16 protein-coding genes, 1 other RNA gene and 1 pseudogene are annotated in these 18139 nt (G+C 71.6%); 3 read left to right on the top strand and 15 right to left on the bottom strand.

Annotated features, from left to right (window positions below):
- Positions 1-19: 19 nt before the first annotated feature.
- The gene (locus EAO73_RS29640; protein ID WP_147974616.1) at positions 20-2398 is read right to left on the bottom strand and encodes a HelD family protein; all 2379 of its coding nucleotides are present in this window, start codon (positions 2396-2398) and stop codon (positions 20-22) included.
- A 192-nt stretch (positions 2399-2590) separates the two neighbouring features.
- Here EAO73_RS29640 and EAO73_RS29645 point away from each other — a divergent pair, with 192 nt between their 5' ends.
- Positions 2591-3130 carry a GNAT family N-acetyltransferase gene (locus tag EAO73_RS29645; RefSeq protein WP_147974617.1) on the top strand — a complete coding sequence of 180 codons (540 nt, stop codon included), beginning with the start codon at positions 2591-2593 and terminating at the stop codon, positions 3128-3130.
- Positions 3131-3140: 10 nt separating this feature from the next.
- Here EAO73_RS29645 and EAO73_RS29650 read toward each other — a convergent pair whose 3' ends face one another.
- Positions 3141-3713: a GNAT family N-acetyltransferase gene (locus tag EAO73_RS29650; protein WP_147974618.1), complete on the bottom strand. Its 573-nt coding sequence runs from the start codon at positions 3711-3713 to the stop codon at positions 3141-3143.
- Between the two features lie 100 nt (positions 3714-3813).
- Here EAO73_RS29650 and EAO73_RS29655 point away from each other — a divergent pair, with 100 nt between their 5' ends.
- Positions 3814-4392 carry a DUF1772 domain-containing protein gene (locus EAO73_RS29655; protein WP_147974619.1) on the top strand — a complete coding sequence of 193 codons (579 nt, stop codon included), beginning with the start codon at positions 3814-3816 and terminating at the stop codon, positions 4390-4392.
- Here the strand turns inward: EAO73_RS29655 and EAO73_RS29660 are convergent.
- The 10 genes from EAO73_RS29660 to ftsE form a co-directional block, all read right to left on the bottom strand.
- The gene (locus tag EAO73_RS29660) at positions 4341-5483 is read right to left on the bottom strand and encodes a uroporphyrinogen-III synthase (RefSeq protein WP_147974620.1); all 1143 of its coding nucleotides are present in this window, start codon (positions 5481-5483) and stop codon (positions 4341-4343) included. The two genes, EAO73_RS29655 and EAO73_RS29660, sit on opposite strands and share 52 nt — an antisense overlap.
- 129 nt (positions 5484-5612) lie before the next feature.
- On the bottom strand, positions 5613-6944 hold the full coding sequence (locus EAO73_RS29665) for a nitrate/nitrite transporter (RefSeq protein WP_147974621.1): 1332 nt from the start codon (positions 6942-6944) through the stop codon (positions 5613-5615).
- 131 nt (positions 6945-7075) lie between these two features.
- Complete coding sequence (locus tag EAO73_RS29670; protein WP_147974622.1) at positions 7076-8326, bottom strand: acyltransferase family protein; 1251 nt, start codon at positions 8324-8326, stop codon at positions 7076-7078.
- Positions 8323-10521: a glycosyltransferase gene (locus EAO73_RS29675; RefSeq protein WP_147974623.1), complete on the bottom strand. Its 2199-nt coding sequence runs from the start codon at positions 10519-10521 to the stop codon at positions 8323-8325. The genes EAO73_RS29670 and EAO73_RS29675 overlap by 4 nt, the downstream gene beginning before the upstream one ends.
- Complete coding sequence (locus tag EAO73_RS29680) at positions 10522-10929, bottom strand: hypothetical protein (RefSeq protein ID WP_318153299.1); 408 nt, start codon at positions 10927-10929, stop codon at positions 10522-10524. It lies immediately after the preceding gene.
- Between the two features lie 369 nt (positions 10930-11298).
- Positions 11299-11685: a transfer-messenger RNA gene (gene ssrA / locus EAO73_RS29685) on the bottom strand.
- Positions 11686-11807: 122 nt separating this feature from the next.
- A complete protein-coding gene (gene smpB, locus EAO73_RS29690; RefSeq protein WP_147974624.1) occupies positions 11808-12296 on the bottom strand; it encodes an SsrA-binding protein SmpB in 489 nt (162 codons plus the stop codon).
- A gap of 18 nt (positions 12297-12314) precedes the next feature.
- Positions 12315-13499 (bottom strand): S41 family peptidase, encoded by a 1185-nt coding sequence (locus tag EAO73_RS29695; RefSeq protein WP_147974625.1) that lies wholly within the window; start codon positions 13497-13499, stop codon positions 12315-12317.
- Between the two features lie 68 nt (positions 13500-13567).
- Entirely contained in the window at positions 13568-14485 is a 918-nt protein-coding gene (gene ftsX, locus EAO73_RS29700) for a permease-like cell division protein FtsX (protein ID WP_147974626.1), read from the bottom strand.
- A gap of 23 nt (positions 14486-14508) precedes the next feature.
- Positions 14509-15198 (bottom strand): cell division ATP-binding protein FtsE, encoded by a 690-nt coding sequence (ftsE, locus tag EAO73_RS29705; RefSeq protein WP_026242629.1) that lies wholly within the window; start codon positions 15196-15198, stop codon positions 14509-14511.
- Positions 15199-15467: 269 nt separating this feature from the next.
- Between ftsE and EAO73_RS29710 the strand changes: the two genes are divergently transcribed.
- Positions 15468-15665: a hypothetical protein gene (locus EAO73_RS29710; protein WP_147974627.1), complete on the top strand. Its 198-nt coding sequence runs from the start codon at positions 15468-15470 to the stop codon at positions 15663-15665.
- Between the two features lie 89 nt (positions 15666-15754).
- Here the strand turns inward: EAO73_RS29710 and EAO73_RS29715 are convergent, their stop codons facing one another.
- The 3 genes and pseudogenes from EAO73_RS29715 to EAO73_RS29725 form a co-directional block, all read right to left on the bottom strand.
- Entirely contained in the window at positions 15755-16432 is a 678-nt protein-coding gene (locus EAO73_RS29715) for a hypothetical protein (protein ID WP_147974628.1), read from the bottom strand.
- 317 nt (positions 16433-16749) lie between these two features.
- The gene (gene prfB, locus EAO73_RS29720; protein WP_147974629.1) at positions 16750-17856 is read right to left on the bottom strand and encodes a peptide chain release factor 2; all 1107 of its coding nucleotides are present in this window, start codon (positions 17854-17856) and stop codon (positions 16750-16752) included.
- A 68-nt stretch (positions 17857-17924) separates the two neighbouring features.
- Positions 17925-18139 (bottom strand): annotated as a pseudogene (locus tag EAO73_RS29725) (serine/threonine protein kinase); the annotation flags it as partial.

Raw genomic sequence — 18139 nt, forward strand, 5'->3', positions numbered from 1 at the left:
CGCCCCTCCCGGGCTCCCCTCAGTCCCTGAGCAGGTCCGGCACCCCGTCCGCGTCCGGCAGGTCCCGCTCCCCCGAGACCACCGTGAGCTGCTGGGTCGCGCGGGTCAGCGCCACGTACAGCACCCGCAGCCCCGCCGGGGACTCGTCCGCGATCTCCGCCGGCGAGACGACCACCGTGGCGTCGTACTCCAGGCCCTTCGCCTCCAGGCTGCCGAGCGCCACCACCCGGTCCCCCAGCTCCGCGAGCCACTCGCGGGCCCGTTCGCGCCGGTTCATCGCCACGACGACGCCGACCGTGCCGTCCACCTCGGCGAGCAGCCGCCGTGCCTCCTCGCGCACGGTCGCGGCCAGGTCGCCGTCCCGTACGGTCTCGAAGCGCGGGACGACGCCCGTGGAGCGGACGGCGGCCGGGGACTCCATGCCGGGCATGGCGAGGGCGAGGACCTTGGCGGCCAGCTCGGCGATCTCGGCCGGGTTGCGGTAGTTGACGGTGAGCGTGAAGTTCCGGCGGGGGCGGCTGCCCAGCGCCTCGTCGCGGGCGGCGGCCGCTTCGTCCGGGTCGGACCAGGAGGACTGGGCCGGGTCGCCGACGATCGTCCAGGTGGCGTGCCGGCCTCGGCGGCCGACCATCCGCCACTGCATGGGCGTGAGGTCCTGTGCCTCGTCGACGATGACATGGGCGTACTCGGTGCGCTCGGCGGCGAGCCGTTCGGCGCGCTCCCACTGGGTCTCCTCGCGCCGGGGCATCAGCTCCTCCAGGCCGGTGAGCTGGTCCAGCGGGTCCGCCTCGCGCTTGCGCTTCGGGCGGCTCGGGGTGCCGAGCAGGGTGTGCAGCTCGTCCAGGATCGCCACGTCGTGCACGGAGAGCGGCCCCTGTCCGACGGCGTCCAGGCGCCCCAGGGAGCGCGCGAGCCGGCGCACCTCGCCCTGGTTCAGCGTGCGCCGCGCCCACCGGGCGAGCCGCTTCTCGTCGGCCATCGCGGCGAGCACCCCGCGCGGGGTCAGCTCGGGCCACCAGGCGTCCAGGAACGCGAGGAACGGGGTCTCCGTCGACACGTCCTCGTCGAACGACGAACGCAGCTCGGCGGCCAGCTCCGGGTCCGTGTAGCGGCCCCGGCCCGAGGAACGGTTCCACAGCGCGTCGAGCAGCAGCCTGCGGGCGCGCGGGCGCAGCAGGTTGACCGGGGCGGTGCCGCTGAGAACGTTGTTGCGGATGCGCCGCAGCTCGTCCTCCTGGAGCTCGACCCGGGCGCCGAAGGCGACCACGCGCAGCCGGGTGGGCGTGCCGGCGGGCTGCGGGGCCTCGTCCTCGCCGAACTCCAGCTGGCCCTCGGCGGAGGCCGCCGGCCGGGGCGCGGGCTGTTCCAGCGCGCCGCGGGTGGCCTTGCGGAGGACCGGGAGCATCCGCGAGGAGCCCTTGATCCGGGCGACGGCCGGTTCGTCGTAGGCGGTGGCACCCTCGGGTCCCGCCGCGTCGTCGGAGAGCGAGCCGACGGCGCGGATCGCGACCTGGCCCTCCTCGCCGAGCGAGGGCAGCACGCCCTCGGTGTACGCGACCAGCAGCGGCGTCGGCGAGACGACGAGGATGCCGCCCGCGTAGCGCCGCCGGTCCTGGTAGAGCAGGTACGCGGCGCGGTGCAGGGCGACCGCGGTCTTGCCGGTGCCGGGGCCGCCGGAAACCTCGGTGACGGAGGCGGCGGGGGCCCGGATGACGAGGTCCTGCTCGGCCTGGATGGAGGAGACGATGTCCCGCATGGTGTGGCTGCGGGCCTGTCCGAGCGCGGCCATCAGGGCGCCGTCGCCGACGACCGGGAGCGTGTCGCCGTCCAGGTACGCGCTCAGCTCGGGGCGCATCAGGTCGTCCTCGACGCCGAGGACCCGGCGGCCCTTGGAGCGGATGACGCGGCGGCGGACCACCCGGCCCGGCTCCTTGGGCGTCGAGCGGTAGAACGGCGCCGCGGCCGGGGCCCGCCAGTCGATGACGAGCGGGGCGTAGTCGGAGTCGAGGACCCCGATCCGGCCGATGTGCAGCGTCTCGGCGATGTCCGCGGAGTTGTCCTCGCGCACGACGTCGTCGGCGGGCTCGACGGAGGTGTACGCGCCGTCCGGGCCGCGTTCGCCGTCCTTGCCGAGCAGGAGGTCGATCCTCCCGAAGAGGAAGTCCTCGAACTCGCTGTTCAGCCGGTTGAGGTGGATTCCGGCGCGGAACACCTGGGCGTCGCGCTCGGCGAGCGCCCCCGGGGTCCCGACCTGGCCGCGTTTCACGGCGTCGTCCATGAGAAATTCCGCCTCGTGGATCTTCTCTTCGAGACGGTCGTACACCCGGTCGAGATGTTCCTGCTCGACACCGATTTCCCGGTCCCGCAGCGAATCGACAGCGGCATCCTGCGCGGCCACCGAGGCCCCCTTCTGACGTGCACTGGGCAGCCGTCAACCCTATGCGACGGGGGGCCCGTGCGCACCTGCCGCACCCCTCTTCGGCGCGTGCGGGGGTATCGATTGCGTGACGGCGGCCCGTAGCGCCCGGTCTCCCCGCCCGATTGGCCGGGAGATCCCTGTCCGCACACGACCCCCTCGTACGATGAGCCGATGAACGCCCACGCGCGCGATGCCCGTCTGCCGGCAGGTTCCCTGGTGCTCCGCCCCTGGCAGCCGGGTGACCTGGGAGTGCTGCTCGACGCGTACCGCGACCCGGCCGTCCGGGCCGGATCACGGGCGCCGGTGGCGGACGAGGAGGCGGCCGGCCGCTGGCTGTCGGCCCAGGAGGCGGGCCGGGCGACCGGGCTGCGGCACAGCTTCGCGGTGGTGGACCGGGAGCTGGGGGACGGCCCGGTCGGGAACGTCGCCCTCTCGTTCCCGGAGCCCGGGTCGCCCTCGGCCGAGGTGGGGTACTGGACGGTCGCCCCCGCCCGGGGCCGGGGCATCGCCCCGCGGGCCCTCGAAGCGCTCTCCGCATGGGCGTTCGGGACGTTCGCCGAGCGCGGGCTCGTCCGGCTCGAACTGCTGCACCAGGTGGACAACGCGGCCTCGTGCCGGGTGGCGGAGAAGGCCGGGTACGGGCTCACCGAGGTGTTGCCGCCGTTCCCGCCGTGGCCGGGCGAGGGCCACCGCCACACGCGTACGGCGTAGGGCCCGGTCCTCAGTCCTCGGCGCCGGTCATCGGGCCGTCGTGCAGGATGCGCTGGAAGAGGCGGTGGTCGCGCCACTCCCCGTCGATGTGCATATAGCGCGGGGCGACGGCGAACTCCTCGAACCCGCACTTGGCGAGGACCCGCTGCGACGCCACGTTGTGCAGGACCGTGCACGCCTCGACCCGGTGCAGCCGCAGGTCGTTCCGCGCCACTTCGCAGATCGTGCGCACCGCGGCCGTGGCCAGCCCGCGGCCCGCGAGTTCCACGTCCACCCAGTACCCGAGGACCGCGCTGTGGCAGGCGCCGAGCACGATGGCGTCGAGGGTGAATCCGCCGACGACCCGGTCCTCGGCATCGCTCAGCACCCAGGGCATCGAACGGCCCGCGTCCCGGTCCGCCAGCAGCCCGGCGAGGCGGGCACGCTGCCCCTCCTCGGTGTAGAAGGAGTCGGGCCGTACGGGCTCCCAGGGCTTCATGTACGTACGGCTGCGGGTCAGCGCGGCGGCGAGGGAGGCCGCGTCGGCCCGCGTGACGGGGCGGAGCCGTATCCCCGCGCCGAGCGGGTGGACGTCATCGGTCATGCCCGCACGCTATCCGGCCCGCCGCGCCCCTGGACGCTCGCGTAGGCGGATGCGCGCCTGGACGATGGAGCCGGTCCGGCCGCGCCGCTTCACTGGATCCATGACCAGCAACCGGGCCGACCGGCCGACCTCCGCCTCCCACCGCCTCGTCCTCGGCGCCGCCGCCGTCACCACGGGACTGATGGCCGGCACCTTCTTCGTGTTCTCCTGCGCGGTGATGCCCGCGCTCGGCCGCAGCGACGACCGGACCTTCATCGAGGTCATGCAGAACATCAACGACGTCATCGAGAACCCGGTGTTCTTCGCCGGCTTCTTCGGCGCCCTGGTCCTGACCGCCGTCGCCGCCTGGCAGCACCGCCGTTCGCCGGGGCCGCGCGGCTGGATCGTCGCCGCGCTCGTGGTGTACGTGGTGGCGTTCCTGCTCACCTCGGGCGTCAACGTGCCCCTGAACAACGCGCTGGCCGACGCCGGTGATCCCGCGCACATCGCCGACCCGGCCGCCGTACGGGACCGGTTCGAGGACGCGTGGAACCTGTGGAACACGGTGCGCGCCGTCCTGTGCACCGCCGCGCTCGCGCTCCTGCTGCGGGCTCCGTACGCCGGTGGGCGCCGGCGGGACCCGGCCGCTCAGGAGCCCGTGTACCTGGCGTCCGCCGCCGGGTCCAGCGCCAGCCGGTAACCGCGCTTGACCACCGTCTGGATCAGCCGGGGCGCCCCGAGCGCGGTACGGAGCCGGGCCATGGCGGTCTCGACCGCGTGCTCGTCCGTACCGCTGCCGGGCAGGGCGCGCAGCAGGTCGGCGCGCGAGACCACCCAGCCGGGCCTGCGGGCCAGGGTGTGCAGCAGGGCCATCCCGGCGGGCGGGACCGCGCGCAGCGTGTCGTCGACCAGGACGGCGTGGCCCCTGATCTCGACGCGGTGGCCCGCGACGGGCAGCGTCCGTGCGCGGGCGGGCAGTTCGCGGCAGATGAGCTGGACGAGCGGGCCGAGCCGGAAGCGTTCCGGCTGGACGGTGTCGATCCCGCGCGCCTGCAACGGCACGGCGGTGACCGGGCCGACGCACGCCGGTACGACGTCGCCGCGCAGTGCGGTGACGACCTCGCCCAGCAGCCCGCGTTCGTCGGCGCGGCCGAGCAGCGAGGCCGCCGCCGGGGCGCTGGTGAAGGTCAGCGCGTCCAGGGCGCGGGCCGCGGTCAGGTCGAGGAGCCGGTCCAGCGGCGCGATATCCTCCGGCGGCATCCAGCGGTAGACGGGGACGGCGACCACCTCGGCGCCGGCTTCGCGCAGCGACTCCGAGAAGCCCGGGAGGGGTTCGCCGTGCAGCTGGAGCGCGACGCGGCGGCCCTCCACGCCTTCCTCCAGCAGCCGTTCCAGCACCTCGGCCATGGACTCGGACGCCGGGGACCAGGCCTCGGTCAGCCCGGCGGCGCGGACGGCGCCCTTCACCTTGGGGCCGCGTGCGAGGAGTTCGACCCCGCGCAGGGTCTCCAGGAGCCGGTCGCCGATGCCCCAGCCGTCGGCCGCCTCGATCCAGCCCCGGAAGCCGATCGCGGTGGTGGCGACGACCACATCGGGGGTGTCGGAGATCAGCTGCTCGGTCGCGGCGAGCAGTTCGCCGTCGTCGGCGAGCGGCACGATCCGCAGGGCCGGTGCGTGCACCACGGTGGCGCCCCGGCGCCGCAGCAGTGTGCCGAGCTCCTCCGCCCGGCGCGCGGCGGTGACACCGACCGTGAAGCCCGCGAGGGGCCCGTACTGTGCGTCGTCGTGCATATGGTCTACCCGGCTCTCGTCCCGCTGCTGCCCGTTGATGCGGAGGACCGAGCCTGCCAACGCCGCGTGACAGACCCGGTTCAGCCGTATTTCCCGCTCGTTACGTCGCCCGCCCGGCCGGCGGGTGTCTCACACCTCGGCGTAGCTGAGCTGCGGCTTCGCCGGGACGGGCGCGGCACGACGAAGGTATACCGCCCAGGTGAGCGCGAAACACACGCCGTAGAAGGCGAGGAAGGACCAGAAGGCCGCCGTTCCCGTGCCGGAGGCCTGGAAGGACTGGCGGAACGCGAGGTTGATGGCGAGTCCGCCGAGCGCCCCGACCGCCCCGATCAGCCCCATCGCCGCCCCGGAGAGCCGCCGCCCCCGGGCCGCCGCCTCCTCGCCGCGCAGTCCCTGGGCGATCGCCTTGGCGTGGAAGATGCCGGGGATCATCTTGTACGTCGATCCGTTGCCGAGCCCGGACAGGACGAACAGGGCGGTGAAGCCGACGAGGAACACGGTCAGCGACGCGATGCCGGAGGCGTACACGACGACGCCCGTCGCGGCGGCCATGGCGGCGAAGTTGACGAGGGTGATGCGGGCCCCGCCGTACCGGTCGGCCAGCCAGCCGCCGGCCGGCCGGATCAGTGAGCCGAGGAGCGGGCCGATGAAGGTGAGCGAGGCCGCCTGGAGCGGGGTCCGGCCGAACTGGGTCTGCAGGACGAGCCCGAAGGCGAAGCTGTAGCCGATGAACGAGCCGAAGGTGCCGATGTAGAGGACGGCCATGATCCAGGTGTGGCGGTCGCGCACGGCCTCCTTGGCCGCCCCGGTGTCGTTCTGCACCGGCGCCAGGTTGTCCATGAAGAACGCGGCGCACCCGGCGGCGAGCAGGATCAGCGGGATGTACGCGGCGAGCACGATCCTGGGGTGCGCGGCCCCCGCCGTGCCGATCACCAGGAGCCCGGCCAGCTGCACCACGGGCACGCCGATGTTGCCGCCGCCCGCGTTGAGCCCGAGCGCCCAGCCCTTCTTGCGGAGCGGGAAGAAGGCGTTGATGTTCGTCATCGACGAGGCGAAGTTGCCGCCGCCGATGCCGGTCAGCGCGGACACCGCGAGGAAGGTGCCGTACGAGGTGCCCGGTTCCATCACCACGAGGGCGGCGATCGTCGGCACGAGCAGGGTGAGCGCGCTGAACACCGTCCAGTTCCGGCCACCGAACCGGGCCACCGCGAAGGTGTACGGCACCCGGACGACGGCCCCGACGAGGGTGGCGGTGGAGATGAGGAAGAACTTCCCGGCCGGGTCGACCCCGTACTCGGGCCCCATGAACAGCACCATCACCGACCAGAGGGTCCAGATGGAGAAGCCGATGTGTTCGGACAGGACGGAGAACCAGAGGTTGCGCCGGGCGGTCCGCTCGCCCGTCTCCCGCCAGAAGGTCTCGTCCTCCGGGTCCCAGTGCTCGATCCAACGGCCTGCCATCACGTGCCTCCACGGGTGGTCGGGGGTGTTGTCCCGAACCTAGGAAGCGCGCGTTTCGGTGCCGTGCCGCGAGGTGACCTGTGGGCAACCTTGCTCTCACCGGGCCGGGGCAGGCCCGGTGAGAAGCGCGGTCAGCGGCGGGCGCGGGCGGCGCCGTTGGGCCAGAGCCTCGGACGCCGCCGGGCGGCGAGGTCCTCGACCCAGCCGACGGCGAGGATCATCAGCCCGATCAGCGGCCAGATGAGGATCAGCGCCAGCGTGTTGTACGAGGCCTCGATGTACGTCCCCAGATGGTCGCCGACCCACGGCACGTCCCACAGCCGGTCGATGATCGGGAAGGTGGCCATCAGCAGCATGTTGTGCCAGAGGTAGATGGTCACCGCCCGGTTGTTGGCGAGGGTGACCAGGGTGTCCCAGCCGGCCAGCCGGCCCGGCAGCTCGCGCCAGGAGGGGGCGTACTGGAGCAGGATCATGCAGAAGCCGAGCGACCAGGTGGCCTGGGCGAGCGGGATCTCGTCGAGGTTCCAGCCCTCCTCGGTGAGGTGGTGGGCGCCCCACCACAGCGCGAAGGCCATCAGCATCGCGGCCAGCGAGACCGCCAGGTAGCGCGGGACGGTCTTCAGCAGCCCGTCGTGGTGGGCGAAGCCGAGGATCCAGCAGGAGCCGAACACCGCGAAGTCGACCAGGCCCTCACCGGCCGTGCCCGGCACGGTGACCAGACCCGTGCCGATGACGGCCGTGAGCCCGATCGGCGCGAGCAGGGTCACCCACGGCAGCCTGCGGAAGGCCTTCAGCAGCAGCGGGGAGGCCAGGACGAACCAGAGGTAGGCCCGGACGTACCAGAGCGGCCCGATCGCCTGCTCGGCCCACGAGGTCTCCAGCCAGCCGCCCTCGGAACCGCTCTCCCACGGGAAGGGCGGCGTGCCGACCGGCAGCAGGTAGCAGCCCAGCTTCAGGAACCACCAGATCCCCTCCTCGCGCACCGGCTTCCAGCCGAGCAGGAAGACCATGGGGACGACGAGAGCGCCGAACGCCCACATCGGCGGCAGCAGCCTGCGCACCCGGGAGCGGATGACGCTCCACGCGGGCCGGGCCAGCGACCGGGCCATCAGGGAGCCGGCCAGGGCGAACATGACGCCCATGGACGGGAAGACGACGGTCAGCCAGGCCCAGCCGAAGAGGTGGAAGACCACCACCCGGACGAGCGCGACCGCGCGCAGCAGGTCCAGGTAGCGGTCCCGGCCGGCCTTGGCGGGTGCGGGCTCGGAAGCGGGTTCGACGGCGGGTTCGGCGGCCGCCGGGCGCTGCACGGGGAGTTGCATCGTGGGCACGTCCCCGTGCGGCTGCCCCGGGTACGCCGGGGACTCGCTCGGATACGTCATGCGACGGGCCTCCGGTCCTGGGTGCGTCCGCGCGGGGCGGGCATCGAGCCGGGTGCCTCCACGACCCCGGTGCGGCGCAGCTTCTGCCAGCGCAGCCGGCCGCCGGTCAGGGCGGTGATCCAGGACTGGAGCAGCACTACGTACATGAGCTGCCGGTACAGGATCTGCTGGAGGGGCAGCGAGAGCAGATGGGTCATGCGTTCCCGGTCGAGCCGGAAGGCGTACGCGGCGCACACCAGCTGCACCGCGAGGACGCCGAGCCACGCGCCGACGGTCTTCTCGGTGGGCCCGAAGACGAGCCCGTACAGCAGGAAGACGTCGATGAGCGGGGCGAGCAGCGGGGCGACGACCATGAACAGCGAGACGAACGGCAGCCCGACGCGTCCGAACCGGCCCGAGGGCCCGCGCTCGACGACCGCCCGGCGGTGCTTCCAGATGGCCTGCATCGTGCCGTACGACCACCGGTAGCGCTGGGACCAGAGCTGCTGCACGGTCTCCGGCGCCTCGGTCCAGGCGCGGGCGTTCTCCGCGTAGACGACGCGCCAGCCGTCCCGGTGCAGGGCCATCGTGACGTCGGTGTCCTCGGCGAGGGTGTCCTCGCTGATGCCGCCGACCCGCTCCAGCGCCTCCCGCCGGAACGCCCCGACCGCGCCCGGGATGGTGGGCATGCAGCGCAGCACGTCGTACATGCGGCGGTCGAGGTTGAAACCCATCACGTACTCGATGTGCTGCCAGGCGCCGATGAGCGAGTCGCGGTTGCCGACCTTGGCGTTGCCCGCGACGGCCCCGACGCGCGGGTCGCCGAAGGGCTGCACCAGCTCGCGGACGGTGGACGGTTCGAAGACCGTGTCGCCGTCCATCATCACGATGATGTCGTTGCGGGCGTGCGCGATGCCGTTGTTGAGGGCGGCGGGCTTGCCCGCGTTGCGCTGGCGCACGACCCGGACGTTGGGCAGCCGCATCCGCTGGACGATGTCCGCGGTGCCGTCCGTGGAGCCGTCGTCGATCACGATGACTTCGACCGGATAGTCACTTGCCAGCAGCGAACGCACCGTGTTCGCGATGCACTTCTTCTCGTTGTACGCGGGCACCAGGACGGTCACCGTGCGGGTGACGGGTTCGCCCCAGCGGAAGTCGCGCCGGCGGACCCGGCGGGCGTGGATGAAGGAGAGCACCAGCATCAGCCCGAAGCGGGCGAAGACCAGCACGCCGATGACGGCGAGGCCGGCCACCATCACATCGGTGATGTGTTCCGAGACGTCCACGGCGTAGACGAACGCCTTGCCCTTCCACAGGTCGAAGCCGGTGACCGGGGAGTGCGCGCTCGGGGCGCCGAGCGCGTCGGTGAGGTTGGCGAAGGCGTAGCCCTGCTTCTGCATCTTCGGCAGGAACTTCCCCAGGGCGGTGACGGTCTGGGACCGGTCGCCTCCGGAGTCGTGCATCAGGATGATCGCGCCCTTGCCGTGCTTGGGCGTGGCCCGCTCGATGATCGCCCGGACGCCCGGCCGCTTCCAGTCCTCGCTGTCGGTGTTGTTGACGACGGTGAGGTAGCCGCGGCTGCCTATGTACTGGGTGACCGGCCAGGACTTGTTGTCCATGGCGTCGGCGAACGAGGAGTAGGGCGGCCGGAACAGCGAGGTCCGGATGCCGGCCGCACCGGCCAGCACCAGCTGGTTCTGGGACAGCTCCCAGTCGATGCGGCTGGTGGACTGGTAGGACAGGTCGGGGTGGTTGAAGGTGTGCAGCCCGACCTCGTGCCCCTCCCTCACCATGCGCTCGACGAGGTCCGGGTAGCGCGAGGCCATGGTGCCGGTGACGAAGAAGACGCCGTGGGCGTTGTACTTCTTGAGCTCGTCCAGCACCTTCGGCGTCCACTCCGGGTCCGGGCCGTCGTCGAAGGTGAGCACGATCCGGTGGTCCGGGATGCGCAGACTCTTCGCGGGCTCGGTGGTGCTGCGCGCGTCGATGACCGGCCCGCCCTCTAGCACCTGCTCGGGCACGCGGTCGGTCGCGACCGGTGGCCGGATGCGGTGGTCGGCGAGGATTTCGCTGTGCACGTAGCCACGCAGCATCAGCATGGCGAGCAGGGCAACGAGAAACAGGAGCGGCAGCATGTAGCGCATCGGAAGTCTGCGCCGGCGGGTCTGCTTCTTCCTGTGGGTGTTGCGCCTGCCCCGGGGGGCAGGGGAAGTCATCTAGTCGGCGCCTTCTTGTTCTTGCGCGGGGCCCGGGGACCCGTCGGCGGGAAGCCCGGTGTCCGGAGCCGTCGATTCGTTCCCGGTGGTGTCCGTGACCTGCTGTTCCTGGCCGGTCAGCGGGAGGAAGGGGGCGCTGGAGTTGCCGCCCATCACCGCGACGACCAGGGTCACCGCGTAACAGACGAAGACCGCGGCCAGGACCCAGCCGAGCCGCCGCAGCGTCTTGCCGCGCCGGCCGCTCTCATCGACGAAGACGGGGCCGTCGGAGCCATCCGGAGCGGTTGGTTCCGGGAGCAGCTCGGAGAGCTGCCGTCCGATTCCGTCCAGTTGGATGGTGACTTCGTTCGGCTCGTGTGTGTGCCCCGCATGGGCACCTTCACGCCAAGTTTCCACTGTTGTACGCACTTCCCCCACTCAGGATCGGGTGCGCGCAACTGACCGGTTGTGTGCCGCCGGACGGGCCCCCACCCTGTCCACGCGCCCCCTACCACAGTGCACCCGGTCCATGAATGTAGCGCACGCCGGGGAGACTCCGACCCCGTCGGCAGGTGTTGTTCATCATGAGAGATACATCTGTTTTCGAACCGTGCTGCGGTTACTGGCCCCTGCGGGTGAGCGCCAGGAGCGCGTGCGGGGAGCGCACGCCGGGCGCGCACGCCCACACGCCGCCCGCGTCCGCACCTCCGGGACGCGGCCGGACGTCCCGGCCACCGCCGGCACAGAAAAACGAGGACCCCGCTGCCGGTGGCAACGGGGTCCTCGTTCACATGGGAATTGTGGAGATGGCGGGAATCGAACCCGCGTCCAACGGTGCGGAACCAGGGCTTCTCCGAGTGCAGTCCGCTACGCTTTTCTCGGCCCCGGAGGTCACACGGACAAGCCTCCGACAGGCCCAGTCACTGTTTGATTTCCTTCAGAGCCCCGTGACCGGACTCAGAAGTTTAGATCCCTGAATGATGCCAGGATCCGGGTCGGGATCACCCCCGGGCTGACACTCCGCAGAGTCTTCGCTAGCTGCTAATTAGGCAGCGAGGGCGAAGGCGGAGGAATCGCGCTTGGAATTGGCGATTATTGGTTGCGACATATGGTTTACGAGATCATTGCCGCTTCCTCGACTCGCTTCCCCTGCTTCGACATCCGCTGTCGAAACCGATCATCCCCATGTTGATTTTTCAAGGTGGTGCCACACCCTCCCTGGGGTGCGTTGCCATCGTACGTGACCAACGCACGACGATGCCAGCGTATTCCTGCCCGAGCGGCCGGCGGCGGGCGCCGGGTCCTGATCAGGCGCTGCGCTGGCGGCGGCGGGCCGCCGCGATGGCGCGGTTCGTCTCCCTGGTGTCCTGCTTCTCGCGCAGCGTCTGGCGCTTGTCGTACTCCTTCTTGCCCTTCGCGAGCGCGATCTCGACCTTGACCCGCCCGTTCAGGAAGTACAGGGCCAGCGGCACGATCGTGTGCCCGGTCTCCTGCGCCTTGGACTCCAGCTTGTCGATCTCGGCCCGGTGCATCAGCAGCTTGCGCTTGCGCTTGGCGGAGTGGTTGGTCCAGGTGCCCTGGACGTACTCCGGGACGTGGATGTTGTGCAGCCACGCCTCGCCCCGGTCGATCTGGACGAAGCCGTCGACCAGGGAGGCCCGGCCCATGCGGAGCGATTTCACCTCGGTCCCCATGAGCACGAGCCCGCACTCGTAGGTGTCGAGGATGGTGTAGTCGTGGCGCGCCTTCTTGTTCTGCGCGATGAGCTTGCGCCCGGTGTCCTTTTCCTTAGCCATAGTGCGGCCATTTTCGCACTACGACCCACCCCCGAGGCCACTCAATACCGTCTCGGCCCGCTCCTGGGCCCGCGCGCTCACCGCCAGGTCCGGTGTGATGCCCCTGCCGTCGACCCCGTGGCCCGCCGGTGTCCGGTAGTGGCCCACGGTCAGCTCGGCCACCGAACCGCCCGCGAGCTTGCTCGGCATCTGCACCGAGCCCTTCCCGAAGGTCCGGGAGCCGACCGTGACCGCCCGGCCCCGGTCCTGCAGCGCCCCCGTGACCAGCTCGGCCGCGCTCATCGTGCCCCCGTCGACGAGGACGACCACGGGGCGCTCGGTGTCGCCGCCCGCCCCCGCGTACAGGGCGTGCTGCTCGCCGTGCACGTCGTACGTGGCGACGAGGCCGCCGTCCAGGAACGCGGAGGCCGCGGTGACCGCCTCGGTGACCAGGCCGCCCGGGTTGCCGCGCAGGTCCAGCAGCACCCCGGCGCCCGCGGGCGCGTCCTCGACCGCGTCGCGCACGGCGGCCCCGGAACCCTTGGTGAACGAGCCGACGCCGATCAGCACCGCCCCGGACCGGCCGGAGCGCTCCGGACCGATCCGTCGCACGGTCACCGACTCGACGGCGAGCCGGGCCCGGCGCAGCGTCTCGGTCCGGGTCTCGCTCCCCCGCCGTACGCCGAGGCTGACCGTGCTGCCCGCCTTCGCGCCGGTGCGGTCGCCGCGGAGCAGGGCCACCACGTCGGAGACGGGCAGCCGGTCGACGCGGCGGCCGTCCACGGTGCGCAGCAGGTCGCCGGAGCGGATGCCCGCGCGGTCGGCCGGACTGCCGGGCTGGACGCGGGAGACGGCGACCTGGCCGTCGGCGGAGCGCCGGGCGGCGAGGCCGACGCCGGTGTACGTGCCGTCGAGGGCCTGCTCGAACTCCTGGTACTCGCGCTCGTCGTACACGGCGCCCCAGCGGTCGCCGCTGCGGCTGACGACCTCCTCGGCCGCCTCCGTACCGGACTTGCCGTCGGCCACCGCGTCGGCGGCGGCCGCGGCCACCTCGTCGCCGTCGGCGGTGGCGGCGACGGACCGGGTGTGCACCGGTGGCTGCTTCTCACCGTGGGGCAGCGCGCCGGTCGCGGCCCCGGTGGCGAGGACGCCGGCGAAGACCAGCGTCAGGGCCGCCCCGCGGCGAAGACCGCGGGGCCCGACGCGACATTCGGGGTCCGACATGGCGCCGATTCTAGGACAACGCCCCGGGGGCGCAGGGGACGTTGGCCCTGCGCCTCACGGGGCGCACATCACACCTTCAGGTACTTGCGCAGCGCGAAGAGAGCGGCAACGGCGGGCATCAGAAGGCCGATCGCCAGCACCAGCGGCAGCTTCGTGAGGACCGCGTCCCAGCCGATGAAGTCGATCAGGTTGAGCTTGTCCTTGAGCGCCAGACCGCCGTCGATCAGGAAGTAACGCCCGGCCAGCAGCATGACGCAGGCCAGCACACCACCGATCAGACCGGCGAAGGCGGCCTCCATGATGAACGGCGCCTGGATGTAGAAGCCGGAGGCGCCGACGAGCCGCATGATGCCGGTCTCCCGGCGCCGGCTGAACGCCGAGACGCGCACCGTGTTGACGATCAGCATCAGCGCGATGACGAGCATCAGCGCCATCACGAAGAGCGCGGCGACGTTCATGCCGTTCATCAGGCCGAAGAGGTTGTCCAGGATGCTTCTCTGGTCCTGGACCGACTGGACCCCGTCCCGCCCGGCGAAGGCGGTGGCCACCACCTTGTACTTGGTGGGGTCGTGGAGCTTGACCCGGAAGGACTCGGGCATCTGGTCCGGCGTGATGTTGCCGGCCATCGGGGAGTCGCCGAACTCCTCCTGATAGTGCTTGTACGCCTGGTCGGAGGACTCGTAGATCACCTTCTCCACGACGTCCATCTTGTTGAGATCGCTCTCGATCTCGTCCTTCTGCTGCTTGGTGACCGCACCCTTGGCGCACTGGACCACCGTCTCCGCGTCGCCCTTGCCGCAGAGGTAGATGGAAACGTTGACCTTGTCGTACCAGTAGTCCTTCATCGTGCTGACCTGCTCGCGCATGAGCAGCGCGCCGCCGAACAGGGCGAGCGAGAGGGCGACGGAGACGATCACGGCGAAGGTCATCGTGAGGTTGCGACGGAGGCCGACGCCGATCTCCGACAGGACGAACTGGGCGCGCATGGCGTCCTTTCAGTGCTGGGTGCTCAGTGCTGGTAGCCGTAGACGCCGCGCGCCTGGTCGCGCACGAGACGGCCCTTCTCGAGCTCGATGACGCGCTTGCGCATCTGGTCGACGATGTTCTGGTCGTGGGTCGCCATGATCACGGTGGTGCCGGTCCGGTTGATCCGGTCCAGCAGCTTCATGATGCCGACGGAGGTCTGCGGGTCGAGGTTGCCGGTCGGCTCGTCCGCGATCAGCAGCATCGGCCGGTTGACGAAGGCCCGCGCGATCGCCACGCGCTGCTGCTCACCACCGGAGAGCTCGCCGGGCATCCGGTCCTCCTTGCCGCCGAGTCCGACGAGGTCGAGGACCTGCGGCACCGCCTTGCGGATCTCGCCGCGCGGCTTGCCGATCACTTCCTGGGCGAACGCCACGTTCTGCGCGACGGTCTTGTTGGGCAGCAGGCGGAAGTCCTGGAAGACGGTGCCCAGCTGGCGGCGCATGTGCGGCACCTTCCAGTTGGACATGCGCGCGAGGTCCTTGCCCAGGACGTGGACGGCCCCGGTGCTGGCGCGTTCCTCGCGCAGGATGAGCCGCATGAAGGTGGACTTGCCGGAGCCGGAGGAGCCCACCAGGAAGACGAACTCGCCCTTCTCGATGTCGAGCGACACATCCCGGAGAGCGGGACGGCTCTGCTTCGGGTAGGTCTTGGAGACGTTGTCGAATCGAATCACGGATGCACCACGGTCGGCCGGGAGTAGGTGAGCGTGACCATACGCGAACCGGGCTGAGGCGTGCAGGCACGCGTACCGGGATGGGTGATTTACGGTGAAACGGCCCTGATTCCGGGGCGGCGCGGCGCGGCAGCGGCCCGGGTGTGACCGACGGGACGGGCCGAACGGCCCGGGAGCTGGCACAGTGGTAGGGGGAACGGTCGCGTTTCCGTGAGCGTTGTGCGGAGAGAGTGCTTGTGCGGCTCCGCCGCGCGGGAGGAGGAAAGCGCATGACCTATGACCGACTGGTGTGCGCGAACTGCGCGGCGCCCGTCACCGAGGGCCGCTGCCCGGTGTGCCGGGCGAGCCGCGAGCGGATGCGGGAGCACGAGCAGGGCCCCTTCGGCGGGCTGAGCCCCGCGATGCTGGCCGCCCTGCTGGTGGTGCTCCTGGGCGCCCTGGCCCTGCTGGCCCACCAGACCGTGTAGCCCCGGCCCGCAGGACCGTACGGGAAACGGAAGGGCCCGGACCGCCGGTCGCGGTCCGGGCCCCTTCCGTCACTGTGCGCGTCCGGGCCTCAGGCGGCCGTGCGGTTGCCCACCAGGCGCGGCAGCATACGGAAGCCGATGCCCCCGGCGATCATCGTCGCGGCGCCGACCAGCAGGAACGTGGTCTCGGCCGCACCGGTCTCGGCGAGTTCGTCCTTGCCCTTGCCCTGCTCGACCGGCTGGTTGCCGACCGAGTCGGTGTCGGTGTTGCCGCCGCCGCCCGAGACGCCGATCTGGTCCGCGGGGGTGCTGTCGTCACCGCCGCCCGCCGCCGGGTCCGTCGACCGGGTCGGGTCGGACGGTTCGCTCGGGGTCGCGGGCGGGTCCGACGGGGTGGCCGGCGGGTCGCTCGGCGTGGCCGGCGGGTCCGACGGGGTCGCCGGCGGGTCGCTCGGCGTGGCCGGCGGGTCCGACGGGGTCGCCGGCGGGTCGCTCGGCGTCGCCGGCGGGTCCGACGGGGTCACCGGCGGGTCGCTCGGCGTCGGCGGCGGGTCCGACGGCTCGCACCGCGGGTCCAGCGGGCTGCACGGGTCGCCCTCGTCGTCGTCCGGGTCGTCGGCCGTCGTCTGCACGCCGATCTCCACACCCGCGACCTCGACGCCGATGCCGACCGCCTGCGCCGCGCCCGCGGCGGTCAGCGAGGCACCCGCGGCGATGACCGCGCCCGCCGCCATCCGCGCGACGCGTACACGCGTCTTCTTCGTCATGTACTGCTACCCCCAGTAGCCGTTCTCGTCGATGGAGCAGCGGTATCCGGGGTGGTCTTCGGGCAGGGTTCGTTCCGGGCGCCGGCCCGCGTCGTACGGCGGCCGGGCAGCCCGCCCCCGCCACAAAACTGCCCCGGAGACACACACGCTGCCCCAGCACCCTCGCCGGGGCCCGCGGGGAACGTCAAGGCGGATACACGCCGATACGCCCCGCCTCAGAGGGATTTGACGGCTATTCAGAGCCGCGACTGTGACACATCCACACGCACTGTGCGCGAGCCGTTCATCCGACTCGCGCACGGGTGTGGTGTGTTGGCCTACTTCTCGCTCTGCTTGCGCCAGCGGATGCCGGCCTCGATGAAGCCGTCGATCTCGCCGTTGAAGACCGCGTCCGGGTTGCCCATCTCGAACTCCGTACGCAGGTCCTTGACCATCTGGTACGGGTGCAGGACGTAGGAGCGCATCTGGTTGCCCCAGGAGTTGCCGCCGTCGCCCTTGAGAGCGTTCATCTTGGCCTGCTCCTCCTGGCGGCGGCGCTCCAGCAGCTTCGCCTGGAGGACGTTCATCGCGGAGGCCTTGTTCTGAATCTGCGAGCGCTCGTTCTGGCAGGAGACGACGATGCCGGTCGGCAGGTGGGTCAGGCGCACCGCGGAGTCCGTGGTGTTGACGCCCTGGCCGCCGGGGCCCGAGGAGCGGTACACGTCGACGCGCAGGTCGGACTCGTCGATCTCGACATGGTCCGTCTGCTCGACCACGGGCAGCACCTCGACGCCCGCGAAGGAGGTCTGGCGCCGGCCCTGGTTGTCGAACGGCGAGACGCGCACCAGGCGGTGGGTGCCCTGCTCGACGGAGAGCGTGCCGTAGGCGTACGGCACCTCGACGGCGAAGGTGGTCGACTTGATGCCGGCCTCTTCGGCGTACGCGGTCTCGTAGACCTCGGTCTTGTAGTTGTGCCGCTCCGCCCAGCGCAGGTACATCCGCTGGAGCCGCTCGGCGAAGTCCGCCGCGTCGACGCCGCCGGCCTCGGCGCGGATGGTGACCAGCGCCTCGCGGGCGTCGTACTCGCCGGACAGGAGCGTGCGGACCTCCATCTCGTCCAGCGCCTTGCGGACGGCCTCCAGCTCGGCCTCGGCCTCGGCGAGCGCGTCGGCGTCGCCCTCGGCCTCGGCGAGCTCGAAGAGGACTTCGAGGTCGTCGATCCGGCCGCGCAGGGCCTCGGCCTTGCGGACCTCGGCCTGGAGGTGGGAAAGCTTGCTGGTGATCTTCTGCGCCGCCTCCGGGTCGTCCCACAGGGACGGGGCGGCCGCCTGCTCCTCGAGTGCGGCGATGTCCCCCCTCAGCGCATCCAGGTCCAGGACGGCCTCGATCGACCCCATGGTCGAGGAGAGGGACTTCAGCTCTTCGGAAATATCGACGACTGCCACGGGTCCAGCGTAACGGCTGTCGGCGCGTACGTTCCTCGGGCCGTCCGATCACCGCCCCCGGGCGCCGCCTACGGGACGGCGGGCGCCGAGTTCTTCGTGTCCTGCGGGCCGGGGTCCGCGTCGTCGCCGCTCAGCGCGAACCAGCCGCCCACGCCGATCGCGGCCAGCAGCACCAGGGCCGCGGCCCCGAGCGTCAGCCGGCGCTTGCGGACGGCCGCCGACTTGTTGCGGGCCGAGCCGGGGCGGGGCGTGCCGGGGGCGCGGCCCTGGTGCTGCTGGCCGC

The organism is Streptomyces sp. col6 (assembly GCF_008042035.1).
Lineage (GTDB): Bacteria > Actinomycetota > Actinomycetes > Streptomycetales > Streptomycetaceae > Streptomyces.

What these genes read in the sequence shown, in the direction of transcription:
- EAO73_RS29645 (WP_147974617.1), top strand. Translation starts at nt 2,591, where the DNA reads ATGAACGCCCACGCGCGCGATGCCCGTCTGCCGGCAGGTTCCCTGGTG.
- EAO73_RS29650 (WP_147974618.1), bottom strand. Translation starts at nt 3,713, where the DNA reads ATGACCGATGACGTCCACCCGCTCGGCGCGGGGATACGGCTCCGCCCC.
- EAO73_RS29655 (WP_147974619.1), top strand. Translation starts at nt 3,814, where the DNA reads ATGACCAGCAACCGGGCCGACCGGCCGACCTCCGCCTCCCACCGCCTC.
- EAO73_RS29660 (WP_147974620.1), bottom strand. Translation starts at nt 5,483, where the DNA reads ATGCACGACGACGCACAGTACGGGCCCCTCGCGGGCTTCACGGTCGGT.
- EAO73_RS29665 (WP_147974621.1), bottom strand. Translation starts at nt 6,944, where the DNA reads ATGGCAGGCCGTTGGATCGAGCACTGGGACCCGGAGGACGAGACCTTC.
- EAO73_RS29670 (WP_147974622.1), bottom strand. Translation starts at nt 8,326, where the DNA reads ATGACGTATCCGAGCGAGTCCCCGGCGTACCCGGGGCAGCCGCACGGG.
- EAO73_RS29675 (WP_147974623.1), bottom strand. Translation starts at nt 10,521, where the DNA reads ATGACTTCCCCTGCCCCCCGGGGCAGGCGCAACACCCACAGGAAGAAG.
- smpB (WP_147974624.1), bottom strand. Translation starts at nt 12,296, where the DNA reads ATGGCTAAGGAAAAGGACACCGGGCGCAAGCTCATCGCGCAGAACAAG.
- EAO73_RS29695 (WP_147974625.1), bottom strand. Translation starts at nt 13,499, where the DNA reads ATGTCGGACCCCGAATGTCGCGTCGGGCCCCGCGGTCTTCGCCGCGGG.
- ftsX (WP_147974626.1), bottom strand. Translation starts at nt 14,485, where the DNA reads ATGCGCGCCCAGTTCGTCCTGTCGGAGATCGGCGTCGGCCTCCGTCGC.
- EAO73_RS29710 (WP_147974627.1), top strand. Translation starts at nt 15,468, where the DNA reads ATGACCTATGACCGACTGGTGTGCGCGAACTGCGCGGCGCCCGTCACC.
- EAO73_RS29715 (WP_147974628.1), bottom strand. Translation starts at nt 16,432, where the DNA reads ATGACGAAGAAGACGCGTGTACGCGTCGCGCGGATGGCGGCGGGCGCG.